General features: G+C 70.7%; 12 protein-coding genes. 8 read left to right on the top strand and 4 right to left on the bottom strand.

What is annotated here, in order from left to right; all coding sequences use genetic code 11:
* Positions 1 to 566 precede the first annotated feature (566 nt).
* Together DQ384_RS31640 and DQ384_RS31645 are read left to right on the top strand one after the other, a co-directional pair.
* Entirely contained in the window at positions 567 to 1,139 is a 573-nt protein-coding gene (locus DQ384_RS31640) for a dihydrofolate reductase family protein (protein ID WP_114032544.1), read from the top strand.
* Between the two features lie 346 nt (positions 1,140 to 1,485).
* Entirely contained in the window at positions 1,486 to 1,959 is a 474-nt protein-coding gene (locus tag DQ384_RS31645; RefSeq protein ID WP_114032545.1) for a DUF6069 family protein, read from the top strand.
* Positions 1,960 to 2,287: 328 nt separating this feature from the next.
* Here DQ384_RS31645 and DQ384_RS31650 read toward each other — a convergent pair whose 3' ends face one another.
* Entirely contained in the window at positions 2,288 to 2,848 is a 561-nt protein-coding gene (locus tag DQ384_RS31650) for a dihydrofolate reductase family protein (protein ID WP_114032546.1), read from the bottom strand.
* Positions 2,841 to 4,079: a hypothetical protein gene (locus DQ384_RS43815; RefSeq protein WP_147268966.1), complete on the bottom strand. Its 1,239-nt coding sequence runs from the start codon at positions 4,077 to 4,079 to the stop codon at positions 2,841 to 2,843. Before DQ384_RS43815 ends, DQ384_RS31650 begins: the two co-directional genes overlap by 8 nt.
* A 175-nt stretch (positions 4,080 to 4,254) precedes the next feature.
* Between DQ384_RS43815 and DQ384_RS31660 the strand changes: the two genes are divergently transcribed.
* Complete coding sequence (locus tag DQ384_RS31660) at positions 4,255 to 5,472, top strand: sensor histidine kinase (RefSeq protein ID WP_181871536.1); 1,218 nt, start codon at positions 4,255 to 4,257, stop codon at positions 5,470 to 5,472.
* 13 nt (positions 5,473 to 5,485) lie between these two features.
* On the top strand, positions 5,486 to 6,166 hold the full coding sequence (locus DQ384_RS31665) for a response regulator (RefSeq protein WP_114032549.1): 681 nt from the start codon (positions 5,486 to 5,488) through the stop codon (positions 6,164 to 6,166).
* 98 nt (positions 6,167 to 6,264) lie between these two features.
* On the opposite strand, the gene DQ384_RS31670 is transcribed toward DQ384_RS31665, so the two are convergent.
* Both DQ384_RS31670 and DQ384_RS31675 read right to left on the bottom strand, forming a co-directional pair.
* A complete protein-coding gene (locus DQ384_RS31670) occupies positions 6,265 to 7,620 on the bottom strand; it encodes a rhamnulokinase (RefSeq protein ID WP_114032550.1) in 1,356 nt (451 codons plus the stop codon).
* Positions 7,617 to 8,615, bottom strand: a complete 999-nt coding sequence (locus DQ384_RS31675) for a LacI family DNA-binding transcriptional regulator (protein WP_114032551.1) — start codon at positions 8,613 to 8,615, stop codon at positions 7,617 to 7,619. The genes DQ384_RS31670 and DQ384_RS31675 overlap by 4 nt, the downstream gene beginning before the upstream one ends.
* Positions 8,616 to 8,733: 118 nt before the next feature.
* On the opposite strand from DQ384_RS31675, the gene DQ384_RS31680 reads away from it, so the two are divergent.
* Genes DQ384_RS31680 through rhaS form a run of 4 tightly spaced genes read left to right on the top strand, consistent with a single transcriptional unit; the run spans position 8,734 to position 13,247 of the window.
* Positions 8,734 to 10,224 (top strand): sugar ABC transporter ATP-binding protein, encoded by a 1,491-nt coding sequence (locus DQ384_RS31680; RefSeq protein WP_245966915.1) that lies wholly within the window; start codon positions 8,734 to 8,736, stop codon positions 10,222 to 10,224.
* The gene (locus DQ384_RS31685) at positions 10,221 to 11,255 is read left to right on the top strand and encodes an ABC transporter permease (protein ID WP_114032553.1); all 1,035 of its coding nucleotides are present in this window, start codon (positions 10,221 to 10,223) and stop codon (positions 11,253 to 11,255) included. The genes DQ384_RS31680 and DQ384_RS31685 overlap by 4 nt, the downstream gene beginning before the upstream one ends.
* On the top strand, positions 11,245 to 12,189 hold the full coding sequence (locus DQ384_RS31690; protein ID WP_114032554.1) for an ABC transporter permease: 945 nt from the start codon (positions 11,245 to 11,247) through the stop codon (positions 12,187 to 12,189). Before DQ384_RS31685 ends, DQ384_RS31690 begins: the two co-directional genes overlap by 11 nt.
* Positions 12,186 to 13,247, top strand: coding sequence for a rhamnose ABC transporter substrate-binding protein (gene rhaS / locus DQ384_RS31695; protein ID WP_114032555.1), 1,062 nt, complete (start codon positions 12,186 to 12,188; stop codon positions 13,245 to 13,247). The genes DQ384_RS31690 and rhaS overlap by 4 nt, the downstream gene beginning before the upstream one ends.
* Positions 13,248 to 13,269: the final 22 nt, after the last annotated feature.

Here is a 13,269-nt window from a genome sequence, read left to right on the forward strand (position 1 = left end):
CGAGTACCACCTCGACGCCGCGCTGACGGCCATCCGCTCCGCCCTGCGGTCGCTCCCGGGCAGAACTGGGACCGGGGTGCCGGTCTACGGGGGCCCAGGCCGAACCGACAATTTAAACTGTATTGACAAATCTGTTCTTCGCCACGATATTGAACGGGTGCTGGACGTCGCTGTGATCGAAGAACCCGCCGCGGCCGAGGCGGCTCTCGACCCGGCCCGGGTCTCGGCCCTCGCCGCCTCGCCGAGCCCGCCTGCCTCCGCTGGACGGCGAGGGGGTCTGGGCCGACGACGAGCGTGCGAGATCCGCACCGCCGACGCCATCCACACCACGGCCCCGGCATCGTGCTGATGTTCCACCACGTGTTCGGAGCCGACACCGGCGCAACCGAAGACGCCCGGCAGCAGTGGCCGGCCGGACTCCTCAGCTGACCACCACCCCGCGCGGCCCGACCGTCTGCCGCGCGTGGTCATCGGCGACCCACAACGTCACCGGAGCGCCTCCGTTCCGACGGCGCGGGCGCGCAATCAACAAACACGACACAGACACACGACACAAGGAACCTTCAATGCGCACTCTTATCAGCACCGCCTTCATCTCCCTCGACGGCGTCGTGGAGGGGCCGGGCGGAGAACCCGGCTACCGCAACTCCGGCTGGACCTTCAAGGACGTCGAGTTCGTCCCCGAGGCCTACGGGATCAAGGAGCGCGAGCAGCAGGAGTCCACCGCCATCCTGATGGGCCGGGTCAGCTACGAGGTCTTCAGCCCCGTCTGGCCAGACATGGCGGAGTTCGCCCGCTACAAGACGATGCCGAAGTACGTGGTCTCCACCAGCCTCACCGACGACAAGCTCGTCTCCAACTGGGGCGACACCACGATCCTGCGCTCGCTCGACGACGTCGCCGCACTCAAGCAGACCGACGGCGGCCCGATCATCGTGCACGGCAGCGCCTCGCTCAACCACGCCCTCTCGGATGCGGGCCTGATCGACCGCTACCACCTGCTCGTCTTCCCGCTGCTGCTCGGCGCCGGCAAGCGCCTGTTCAGCACCACCGACAAGGACACCCAGAAGCTCAAGCTCGTCGAGTACGAGGCATACGCCAACGGCATCCAGAAGAACGTCCTCGACGTCGTCCGCTGACCCCGGCCGAACCCTCCGCTCCTGACATGGAGCCGCGGCCCGGGACGCCTTCCCCCGAAGCGACGCTCGCTTCCGGCTGATCTGTCCCAGAAATTCCGGCGCCGTTGTCGCCGCCGGCCGAGCTCGGCCGGCGGCGACAACGTTGAGAGCCCTCCGACCAGCATGTCTCCGGGTTGACCAACAGCCCCGGCATCCAGACGCGGGGCCGGCCCCAGCCTCCTCCGTTCTCGGTGACCGCGCACCACCCCCGGCTCATCCCCACGCCGCGCCCGTGGCCGGCCACTCACCACCATCACCATGACCGCCGGCCAATGGCCGGTGCTCAACTCACGCCCAGGAGCCTGTGATGACTGCCCGAACACCCGCCACCGACCTGTCCGGTGACGCCCCCGCCGACATCGCTGTCCGGGTTCCGTTCCGCGCGTTGCTGCGGACGAACCTGGTCGCCACGGTCCTCGCCGCGGCGGCGACCGAAACATTCGCCGCTCTCGTCCGGGCCTCGGGCGTACCGCTGGCGGTCGGCAATCCCGGCGGCAGCGCCTCCGACGTCGTCCCGGTCACCCTCGGCGCCTGCGCGATCGCCCTCGCGATGGTCATGGTCGTCGGCATCGGCATCGCCGCGTTGATCAACCGGCGAGCATCCCGGCCGGCCCGCACCTACCGCATCGTGACGAGCGTGCTCGTGCTCCTGTCCCTCGTCCCCCCGCTGACCGCCGCGGAGACCTCCACGGGGACCAAGGTGACGCTCGTCGCCGCTCACTTGATCGCGGCCGCCATCATCGTGCCCCTGGTCAGCCGCCGCCTCTCCCCCACCCGATAGCGGACCGAACGACGTGCCGACAGGCAACCCCCTCGTTGGCGAGGGCGGCGTCGAAGCCCCGGCCGGGCACCAGGGCGAGCCGGCGGAAGACCCGCCGCGCGGAGTCCGCGTGGCGTCACCGCCGGGCTGTTCGAAGCCGCCGCGGCTGCTGCGGTTGTCTGCTGGTCGTCGGCCTTGCGGACCTTCTCCGGCCCGGGGATCAGGAGTTCCTCGACTCCGCAGTTCAGCACGGCGCAGATGACGGTCGTGTTCGCGGAGCATGCGCAGGACGGTGGCGGGTGAGGAGTGCTGTCCCTTCTTCTCGCCCAGCGCTCCCTGCCACACTCCGCTAGACGCGGTCGTACCGCATCACCACCACCTGGGAATCGCAGGTACGCGACTCGGCCAGCCGCAGGCCCAGCCGCTCGTCACGCGGGACGAACAGCGGCCGGCCACCGCCCAGCACGACCGGGTGCACCGCGATGTGGTACTCGTCGATGAGGCCGTGCTCGGTGAGCGCGGCGGCCAGGCTGGAGCCGCCGGTGAGCAGCAGGTCCTTGCCGTCCTGTCGCTTGAGCTCGGCGGCCTGCTCGGCGAGGTCGTCGCCGATGATCCGGGTGGCCCAGTCGGTCTCCTTCAATGTCCTCGAGAAGACGATCTTCGGCGTTTCGCGCCAGCGAGGGGCGAACTTCAGGACGTGCGGGTGGTCCGACATCGACTCGGCATTCGGCCAGAAGGCCACCATGCCTTCCCAGACGCCGCGCCCGTACAGGAAGGTGTCGGAGCGGTCGGCCAGCGCCTCGGAGTACGCCGACAGTTCCTCGCCCATCACGGGCCAGTCGAACTCGCCGTTCGGGCCGTCGATGTGGCCGTCGATCGAGGTGTGCACCCAGAAGATGATCTTACGCATGTCCGGCTCCTGTTCTCTTTGCTTTCGCAGGTGAGTCGGAGCCGTGGCGACGTTCTCTACATCTGACGGAAGAATCTTTTTCGGGTGATTTCATCGGCATCGAGGCCGGGCGTCGGCGGACGAGCAGCGCCAGCAGACCGACCATGACCAGCCCCAGAGTGGACAGCTCCAGCTTGTCGGCGAGGGTGGCGGCGTTGGCCACCACCCCGAACGCGGTGTGCCCCGCCAACGCCCCACCGGCCAGGCAGAGACCGTGCCGGTCCGTCCACCCGCCGCTCCTCGTCCACCGGCGTACCAGCCACCCGGCCGACAGCGCGACCACCGCCGCGCCCAGCATCGGCGCCGCCACCCAGCCGCCGTGAGTGAAGGCGGGCTGACCGGCCCCGCCGAACGGGAACAGCAGCGCCAGATACCCGAACCCCGCCAACACCCCGAAGACCCCCACCACCCAGGATCCGGGAACCGCCCCGACCCGCGTCCCGTCCACCGTCGATTCGGAGGCAGCGGACGCTCCGCGCGCAGTCGGCGCTGCGGGTGTGGCGGACGTCGCGGGCACAGGGGGCGCGTCGGGTGCGGGGGACGCCTCGCGCGCACCGGGCGTTGCGGGTGCGGTGGGCGCATCGGAGGCGGTGGGCGGGAGTACGCGCAGGGCCACCACTGCCAGCAGTGCCACGGCGGCCACGCACCCCGCCATTACCGCGACCGGCGCCTGGTAGCCGGGGTCGATGGAGGTCGCCACGGTGATCCGCAGCAGCAGCCCGCCCAGCACGAACACCACTCCGGCCACCACGACCCCCGTCCGCTTCAGATACGGCCGGTCGCGCAGGGACGGGAACGCCAGGTCGGCCAGGAGGATCGGCAGCGCCACGCTGAACACGGCGTGGTAGGGCAGGTTGAGCTCGGCATAGGCGGTGTTCAGCCCGAGGAACCTCGGTGCCCACCCGGCCACCCCGTACATGGTGGGGCTGCTGAGCGCCTGTAACACCAGTCCCTCCTCGACGATGCCGTACGCCAGTCCGAGGAGCAGGATCGACGGCCAGCCCCCGCGGCGCCGTCGTACCAGCTCCCGGATCAGCACCGTGCCGGCGCCGTAGATCGGGATCCACAGGAGCATCAGCCAGATCCGGCTGAGCGGCGGGTTGCCCAGCGTGAGTTCGGCGATGACCGGAGTGATCACCGCGAGCAGCAACGCGGCGCGTCGGCCGCCCTTTGGTGTGTCGGCTGCCTTCATGGGGCCAGCGTGCCGGGCGGTGGGGGCCTGCCTCTGCCGGCGGACGGCCGGAACGTGGCAGCCCAGGTCGTTTCCGCCAGAACCTCCGGACACCTCTCTTGGCGACTTTGGTTGTGGTCCACGGGTGACCTCGGTTGCCAACGCGGGGCTCAGGGGCGGGCTACGATCGGCGGTTGTGTTCCTGACCAGCGCGGACGAGGTGCGGATCGGCTCGATGTGGTCGCGGGGCGGCTGGGTCGTGGGCCTCGGCGGGTTCGTGCCCGCGCTCGCCGGAGCGGTGGCGGTGGTCTGGGGGGATCTGGCGGGCGGTCCGGGCTGGTACCTGGTCGCCGACCTGGTGTGTGGTGCGCCGGCCTGCGCGGGGGTGTGGCTGTGCCGGAGGTGGCCCGTGTCCGCGGGGCTGGCGGTGATCGCGCTGTCGGTGCCCGCCGCTTCGGCGTCGGTGGCGGCGGGGATCGCCGCGCTGATCGCGGCCCTGTATCGGCGGCCGCGCGTGGCGATCGCGGTGGGGGCGGCAGGGGTGGGGGCGACGCTGGTCAGGTTCGCGGTGCGGCCGCCCGAGCTTGCGCCGTATCCGGTGTGGGCTCTGGTCGGGGTGCTGTTCGGGGTGGCGGTGACCGTGTGGGGGATGCTGGCGCGCACCCGCCGGGAGCTGGTGCTGTCGCTGGCCGAGCGGGCTCGCCGGGCGGAGGCCGACCAGCGGCTGCGCGCCGAGGAGGCCCGCCGCGCCGAACGGCTCGGGATCGCCCGGGAGATGCATGACGTGCTCGCTCACCGGTTGTCGCTGCTGGCGGTGCACGCGGGGGCGCTGGAGTTCAACGCGGACGCGACGCCGGGCGAGGTCGCGGAGGCGGCCGGGGTGATCCGGCTGAGCGCCCGCCTGGCGCTGGAGGAGCTACGGACCGTCATCTCGGTCCTCCGCGATCCAGCACCACCGCCACCATCGGACACCGGACCGCCATCGGACACCGGACCGCCATCGGACACCGGGTCGCCGTCGGGCGGTGGGGTGGATGTCGGGGCGCTCGTTGAGGAGTCGCGGCGGGCCGGGATGCGGGTCGAGCTGCGCGATCACGGGGTGCGCCTGTCCGAGGTGCCGGATGCGGTGGGCCGCGCCGCGTACAGGATCGTGCAGGAGGGGCTCACGAACGCGCGCAAGCACGCACCCGGTCAGCCCGTGACAGTGCTCGTGTCGGGCATGAGGGGGGCCGAGTTGGTGGTCGAGGTGCGCAACCCGCTTCACAGCGGACCGGCCGCCCTCGCGGGGACCGGGGCGAGGGCGGGGCTGGCCGGGCTGGCGGAGCGGGCATCGCTGGCCGGTGGCCGGTTGGAGTGCGGGGAGACCGCGGACGGCGGGTTCCGGCTGGCGGCCCGGCTGCCGTGGCCGCGGTGAGGGCGCGGCTAGCATGGCCCAGGTGAGAGCCGACGAGAGCGCGCCGATCCGGGTGCTGATCGTGGACGACGACGCCCTCGTACGCGCCGGTCTGACGTTGATGCTCAAAGGCACCCCGGACCTGCACATCGTCGGCACGGTGGCCGACGGCGGCGAGGTCGAGAGCGCCGTGGCCGAGCACGGGCCCGACGTGGTGCTCATGGACATCCGGATGAACGGCCTCGACGGCATCGAAGCGACCCGGCGGCTGCGGGCGCGGGCGGGGGCGCCCGAGGTGGTGGTGCTCACCACGTTCGACGCCGACGAGCTGGTGTTCAGGGCTTTGCGGTCGGGGGCGAGCGGGTTCCTGCTCAAGGACACCCCGCCGGAGGGCATCGTGGACGCCGTGCGGAAGGTCGTGGCCGGGGAGCCGATCCTGTCGCCGAGCGTCACGCGCAAGCTGATCGCCCACCTGGTGCCCGAGGAGGAGAGCCGACGACGTACCGACGCCCGTCAGGTGCTGGCGCGGCTGACTGAGCGGGAGCGCGAGGTGGCGCTGGCGGTCGGCCAGGGGAAGCCGAACGCGGTGATCGCCGGTGAGCTGCACATGAGCGTGGGCACCGTGAAGGGGTACATCTCCCGTATTCTCGCCAAGGCCGGCCTGGACAACCGGGTTCAGCTGGCCCTCATCGTCCACGACGCCGGGCCAGGGTAGAGGCCCGGAGCGTCAGCGGTGGCGGTGCTCTGGCCCTGCTGAGCGCGCCGGCAGTCCAGCCCTGAGCCACCGGCACTGCCGGGCATGAGCGAAATCATCTACCGGAGAACTGCGGCCACCTCGTCCCAGCGGGCTTCGTCACCTTTGGGCTCGTAGCGGGTGAGCCGCTGCGTGCCGGCCACCAAGGCGCGCATCTCGGCGAGGCTGGTGACCACACCGGCCGGGCGGGCCTGGACGAGGATGTTGCCGACGGCGGTGGCCTCCGCGGGCCCCGCGACGACCGGCAGGCCGCAGGCGTCGGCAGTGAGCTGGCACAGCAGCGCGTTCCTGGCGCCTCCGCCGACCAGGTGGATCACCTCGACCTCGCGGCCCGTCAGCCGGATGGCCTGGCGCAGGGTGGCGCGATGCGCCAGGGCCAGGCTCTCCATGACGCAGCGGACGAACGCGGGGAGATCGGCGGGCGGGTCCTGGCCGGTGCGACGGCATTCGGCGGCGATCCTGGCGGGCATGTCGCCCGGCGGCAGGAAGACGGACGCGTCGGCGTCCACCACGGCGGCGAAGGGACGCGAGCCGGCGGCGGCGGCCAGCAACGGTTCCAGCTCGGGCTCGCCCCACGCGCGCAGGCACTCCTGCAGGAGCCACAGGCCCATGACGTTGCGCAGGTAGCGGATGGTCCCGTCGATTCCCGCCTCGTTGGTGAAGGAACGCGATGTCAGCACGGGTGCGGTCAGCTCGACGCCGACCAGCGACCAGGTGCCGCACGAGATGTAGGCGAAGCGCTCCGATGTGGCCGGGACGGCGACCACGGCCGAGGCGGTGTCGTGGGAGGCGACGGTGACGAGCTCGGCGGACCGGTCGCCGATCGGCACGGCCCCGATGGGGTCGCCGGGGCGGCGCAGCGGGGGGAAGATCCGGGAGGGCAGGCCGAGCCGGTCGATCAGGCCACGCGCCCATGTCCGGTCGTGCACGTCCAGCAGGCTGGTCGTGGACGCGTTGGTGACCTCGGCGCCGATCTCGCCGGTGAGCCAGTAGGCGATCAGGTCGGGGATGAGCAGCATCGTCTCGGCCCGGTCGAGCCGGTCGGCCAGCAACTGGTAGACGGTGTTGAACGCCAGGAACTGGATGCCGGAAGCCGCGTAGAGCTCGTCCGACGGCTCCGCCGCGCGGGTGCGGCCGTCGCGATAGTGCACGGGATTGCCCAGCAGCTTCCCGGCGGAGTCGAGCAGGCCGTAGTCGACGGCCCATGAGTCGATCCCCACGGAGCGGACCGGGCCCGCGAGGCCCAGGCCGTACTCGATCTCACGATAGAGGCCGAGGATGTCCCAGTAGAGCGTGCCCGACACCCGCACGGGCCTGTTCGCGAAGCGATGCACCTCCGACAGCCGCAGGCTCTCGTCCGAGACGATCACCCGGCCGCTCGACGCGCCGAGGTCGACCGCGGCGAAGGCGCTCATCGAGTGGACTCTCTGACGGTCAGCTCGGGCTGGAACATGATCTGCTGGTGGTCGTGCGAGCCGGGGTTGTCGCACTCGTCGAGCAGCAGTTCGGCGGCGGTACGGCCGAGCTGCTGCATGGGCTGCTTGATCGTGGACAGGGACACCGGGGAGGCGAAGGCCAGGTCGATGCCGTCGTAGCCGATCAGCGACACGTCGTCGGGCACCCGGACGCCCGCCTGGAGCAGGGCGCGCAGCATGCCCAGGGCCAGCAGGTCGTTGGCGCAGAAGATCGCGTCGGGCAGTCCTGCCGCGAGAAGCTCCTCGGCCGCCTGCTGGCCCGCCCTGGCGGTCATGGCCGGCGTCACCACCTCCACCATCTCCGGATCGCGACCGGCCCGGATCAGGGCTCGGTGCGCGCCGAGCTTGCGGTCGAGGCACTGCCGGATCGTGAGCGGGCCGGAGACGTACGCGACCCGGTCGCAGCCGCCGGTCAGCAGGTGGGAGACGGCCAGAGCGCCTCCGGCGACGTCGTTGACCGCGACCGAGCAGCGGTCGGAGCGATCGGACGGATGATCGACCATGACCACGCGGATGCCGCGGTCCCGCAGCCGGTCGAGCCGGCTCGTGTCCTCGGCCGCCGGGGTGATGAGCACGCCGCGGACGCGGTGCTCGGCCAGGGTGAGCAGGTTGCGGCTCTCTTTGCCCGGGTCGCCCGCGGAGTTGCTGAGGATCACCGCGTAGCCGCGCTCGCTGGCCACGTCCTCCACGCCGGAGGCCACGTCGGTGAAGAACGGGTTGCCGATGTCGATGACCGACAGGCCGATCGTCCTGCTGTGCCCGGCGCGCAGGCTCGAGGCGGAGCCGTGCCTGACGAAGCCCAGCTCCCTGATCGACGCCTGCACGCGGTCTCTGGTGGCGGCGGCCACCTTCTCCGGCCGGTTCAGCACGTTCGACACCGTGCCCGGCGAGACCCCCGCGTGCTGTGCGACCTCCTTGATGCTCACCACGGTCATGAGGCTTGATTAAAACGTAACAACCAAATATCGGCAAGCGCACCATTGACGTTGTGCGTAGCCGGTCGTACGGTCCTCCCCAATCACAAAAAACGATTTGATGTGTGAGGCGATGCGGATGGCGGTTTTGGCGTTGTCTGACGTCAGCAAGTCCTTCGGCGCCGTCCGAGCCCTGCGCGGAGTGTCGCTGAAGCTGGAGGCGGGAGAGGCCCATGCCCTGGCCGGTGAGAACGGAGCGGGCAAGTCGACGCTGGTGAAGATCCTCTCGGGGGTGCACCGGCCGGACACCGGCCAGATCCTGCTGAACGGATCCCCTGTCACCTTCGGTGGGCCCGCCGACGCGCGGCACGCCGGCGTCGCGGTCATCTACCAGGAGCCGACCCTGTTCCCCGACCTGTCGATCGTCGAGAACATCTTCATGGGCCGTCAGCCTCGGACGCGGTTCGGGCGGATCGACCGGGCGGCCATGGCCGAGCAGACCGGGCGGCTGTTCGCCGGGCTCGGCGTCGAACTGGACCCCGAGCAGGCCGCCCGCGGGCTGTCGATCGCCGACCAGCAACTGGTCGAGATAGCCAAGGCGCTGTCGCGCGACGCCAAGGTGCTCATCATGGACGAGCCGACCGCGGCCCTGTCGGGCAACGAGGTGGCGCGGCTGTTCGGCGTGGTCAAGGCGTTGCGCGAACAGGGGTGCGCGGTCCTGTTCATCTCGCACCGCCTCGACGAGATCTTCGAGCTCTGCCAGCGGGTCACCACGCTCAGGGACGGGACGCCGGTCGCCGAGGACCTCATCGCCGACATCACGCCCGACGACCTGGTCCGGCGGATGGTCGGCAGGGACCTCGACGCCCTCTATCCCAAGCAGGACGGCGTGCCCGGCGAGGTCGCGCTGGAGGTCCACCGGCTGACCCGCGAGGGCGTCTTCACCGATGTCTCCTTCCGGGTGCGGCGCGGCGAGATCGTCGCGCTGGCCGGGCTGGTCGGAGCCGGGCGCACGGAGGTGGTGCGCGCCATCTTCGGCATCGACCGGCAGGACGCCGGATGGGTCGAGGTCGGCGGCAGGCGTCTGCGCCCGGCCAGCCCGACGGCCGCCATGGCCGCGGGTCTGGCCCTGGTGCCGGAGGACCGCCGCCAGCAGGGCCTGGTGATGGACCTGTCCATCGATCGCAACATCGCGCTCGCCGGGCTGGCCGAGGTGCGCCGGGGGCCGCTGATCTCGCGGGCCGCCGAGCACGCCCGCGCCCAGGACTGGGCGGTACGGCTGCGCCTGAAGTTCGCCCGGCTGTCGGATCCGGTCGGGGTGCTGTCGGGCGGCAACCAGCAGAAGGTGGTGCTGGCCAAGTGGCTGGCCAGGAAGCCGTCGGTGCTGATCGTCGACGAGCCCACCCGTGGCATCGACGTGGGCACCAAGGCCGAGGTGCATCGCCTGCTTTCGGAGCTGGCGGTGGGCGGTATGGCCGTCCTCATGGTCTCCTCCGAGCTGCCCGAGGTGCTGGGGATGGCCGACCGCGTGCTGGTCATGCACGAGGGCCGCCTGGTGGCCGAGCTGCCGCGGGCCTCGGCGACCGAGGAAAGCGTGATGTCGGCCGCGACCGGAAGGACCGCGGCATGACGGCGCTCAGCGAGGCGACGCCGCCGGGCCACGGCGGCAGAAGGCTCTTCGACCGGGTGACGAGGGTCCGCGAGCTCGGCATCGTGCTGGCGCTCGCCGCCCTGTTCGGGGTCACCGGGGCCGTCAACCCTACCTTCCTGTCCTTCGGCAGCATCCGCGACATCCTGCTGAACTCAGCGATCGTCGCCATGCTGGCCGTCGGCCAGACGCTCGTGATCGTGACCCGCAACGTCGATCTTTCGATCAGCTCCATCGTGGGGCTGACGGGATTCGGCGGGGCGCTGGTGCTGGCCGACTCCCCCGCCGTGCCGATCGCGGTGGTCATCGCGGGCTGCGTGGCGCTCGGCGTGGTGTGCGGAGCGATCAACGGGCTTCTCGTGGGTGTGGCCAAGGTGCCGGCCCTGGTCGCCACGCTCGGCACCCTGTACGCCTTCCGCGGCATCGACTACGCGTGGGCGGGCGGCCGGCAGGTGAACGCGGCCGACATGCCCGAGTCCTTTCTGTCGCTCGGTTCCCGCTCGGTTCTCGGCCTGCCGCTGCTCGCCCTGGTGGCGCTGATCGTGCTGCTGGCCGTCGGCTGGATGCTGCGCAACCTGCGGGCGGGCCGGGAGCTGTACGCCATCGGCTCCAACCCGGACGCGGCCGTCCTGGCCGGAATCCAGGTGCGCCGCCGGATCATGACCGCCTTCATGGCCAACGGCGCGCTCGCCGGACTGGCCGGGGTGATGTGGGCGGCCCGCTTCGGGACCGTCGACGCCACCGTCGCGACAGGCAAGGAGCTGGACGTGATCGCCGCCGTCGTGGTCGGAGGCGTGGCGATCTTCGGAGGCAGTGGCACGGTGTTCGGCGCCGCCCTCGGCGCACTGCTCCTGACCGGCATCACCAGCGCGCTGGCCGTCCTGCGGGTGGACGCCCTCGCCCAGACCGCCATCAACGGCGCGCTGCTGATCGCCGCCATCGTCCTGGACCGCGTCCTCGCGTTGAGGGTGGCCGCCGCGCTTCGCCGCAGGAGGTATCGCGATGCTCGTTAGACGCTGGGAAAGCCTGATCCTCGTTCTCCTCGTGGGCGTCTGCGTGTGGGCGGCGCTCGGCGTCGACGGCTTCGCCAACACCTCGAACGTCTCCTTCCTCCTGCTCGACACGACGGAGATCGCGCTCATGGCGCTGACCATGACCTTCGTCATCGTGGCAGCGGAGATCGACCTGTCGGTCGCCTCCACGCTGGGCCTGTCCTGCGCGGTGCTGGGCTGGCTGTGGAACGCGGGGCTCGGCATCGAGCTCATCATGCCGATCTGCCTGCTGGTCGGAGCGCTGTGCGGCGCGATCAACGGGCTGCTCGTCACCCGCCTGGGGCTGCCGTCGCTGGCCGTGACGATCGGCACGTTCGCGCTCTATCGCGGACTGGCTTACGTGATCTTGGGTGACCAGGCGGTGGCCGACCTGCCGGCCGCCTACACCTCGCTGGCGACCCGGCCTCTGGTTCCGCTCGGACTGGTGGCCGTGCTCGGGGTGGGAGCCGCGGTGCTCCTGCACGCGACCGGCCTCGGCAGGGCGGTCTTCGCGATCGGCGCCAACCAGGAGGCGGCGTTCTTCTCCGGGATCCGCGTCAAGCGGATCAAGTTCTGGCTGTTCGTGGCCGGCGGCGCCATGGCCGCCCTGGCCTCCCTGGTCTTCACGTTCCGCTACGCGAGCGCCCGCGCCGACAACGGCGTGGGGCTGGAACTGGCCGTGGTGGCCGCCGTCCTGCTGGGCGGAGTCTCGATCTTCGGCGGACGCGGCAGCCTGCCGGGGGTCCTCATGGCGGTGGTGCTGCTCGGGGTCGTGCGCAACGCGCTGATCCTGGCCGACGTCGCCAACGAGGTGCTCAATTTCGTGACGGGCCTGCTGCTCGTCGCATCCGTGCTCGCGCCCAACCTCGGGGCGCTCTGGCGACGGCGCTTCACTTCACAACAGGAGGTCTCATGAACACGCGAGCCGTGGCAAGTCTGGTCGGCACCGCTCTCCTCATCTCCGCCTGCGGCGGCACGACCAAGAGCGACGTCGCGCGGCAACAGTCGTCGGCCCCTTCCGCCGCCTCGTCATCGACCGCGAATCCGAACGCCCCTATCAAGCAGGGCCTGAAGATCGCGTTCCTGCCGAAGCAGGTCAACAACCCCTACTTCACCATCGCCGACCGCGGTGGCTCCGACGCCGGCAAGGAGTTCGGCGCCGAGGTCAAGGAAGTCGGGCCCTCGGACGCCAACGCCTCCTCGCAGGTGTCCTACATCAACACGCTCGTCCAGCAGAAGCAGGACGCCATCGTCATCTCGGCCAACGACCCGAACGCGGTCGTGCCCGCGCTCAAGCAGGCCATGGACGCCGGGATCAAGGTGGTCTCCTACGACTCCGACTCCGGGCAGGACGGCCGCCACCTGTTCATCAACCAGGCCGGCGCCGAAGACCTGGGCAGGACCGAGGTGCAGCTCCTGGCGCAGCAGATCGGGAGCAAGGGCAAGATCGCGATCTTGTCGGCGACGCCGAACGCGACCAACCAGAACACGTGGATCGACTTCATGAAGGACGAGCTCAAGAAATATCCGGACATGGAGCTGGTCAAGGTCGCCTACGGCAACGACGACGACCAGAAGTCCTTCACCGAGACGCAGGGCCTGCTGCGCTCCTACCCCGACCTCAAGGGCATCATCTCGCCGACCACGGTCGGCATCGCCGCCGCCGCGCGCTACCTGTCCAGCTCGTCGTACAAGGGCAAGGTCAAGCTGACCGGCCTCGGCACGCCGAACCAGCTTCGCAAGTTCGTCAAGGACGGCACGATCGACGGCTTCGAGCTGTGGAGCCCGGGTGACCTCGGCTATCTGGCCGGCTACGCGGCGGCGGCACTGGCGTCCGGCCAGATCACCGGCGCCGAAGGCGAGAAGTTCAAGGCGGGCAGGCTCGGCGAGTACACGGTCGGCGCCAAGGGCGAGGTGCTCCTCGGCAAGCCCACCGTGTTCACCAAGGACAACGTCGACGAGTTCGACTTCTAGGAACACGAACCGGGTTCCTCCA

It is taken from the genome of Sphaerisporangium album, from assembly GCF_003323745.1.
Taxonomy (GTDB): Bacteria; Actinomycetota; Actinomycetes; order Streptosporangiales; family Streptosporangiaceae; genus Sphaerisporangium; species Sphaerisporangium album.

Bases quoted from the DNA above. Each gene is read 5' to 3' on its own strand.
- DQ384_RS31665 (WP_114032549.1), top strand. From the start codon at position 5,486: ATGGCCCAGGTGAGAGCCGACGAGAGCGCGCCGATCCGGGTGCTGATC.
- DQ384_RS43815 (WP_147268966.1), bottom strand. From the start codon at position 4,079: ATGAAGGCAGCCGACACACCAAAGGGCGGCCGACGCGCCGCGTTGCTG.
- DQ384_RS31675 (WP_114032551.1), bottom strand. From the start codon at position 8,615: ATGACCGTGGTGAGCATCAAGGAGGTCGCACAGCACGCGGGGGTCTCG.
- DQ384_RS31685 (WP_114032553.1), top strand. From the start codon at position 10,221: ATGACGGCGCTCAGCGAGGCGACGCCGCCGGGCCACGGCGGCAGAAGG.
- DQ384_RS31690 (WP_114032554.1), top strand. From the start codon at position 11,245: ATGCTCGTTAGACGCTGGGAAAGCCTGATCCTCGTTCTCCTCGTGGGC.
- DQ384_RS31670 (WP_114032550.1), bottom strand. From the start codon at position 7,620: ATGAGCGCCTTCGCCGCGGTCGACCTCGGCGCGTCGAGCGGCCGGGTG.
- rhaS (WP_114032555.1), top strand. From the start codon at position 12,186: ATGAACACGCGAGCCGTGGCAAGTCTGGTCGGCACCGCTCTCCTCATC.
- DQ384_RS31645 (WP_114032545.1), top strand. From the start codon at position 1,486: ATGACTGCCCGAACACCCGCCACCGACCTGTCCGGTGACGCCCCCGCC.
- DQ384_RS31680 (WP_245966915.1), top strand. From the start codon at position 8,734: ATGGCGGTTTTGGCGTTGTCTGACGTCAGCAAGTCCTTCGGCGCCGTC.
- DQ384_RS31640 (WP_114032544.1), top strand. From the start codon at position 567: ATGCGCACTCTTATCAGCACCGCCTTCATCTCCCTCGACGGCGTCGTG.
- DQ384_RS31650 (WP_114032546.1), bottom strand. From the start codon at position 2,848: ATGCGTAAGATCATCTTCTGGGTGCACACCTCGATCGACGGCCACATC.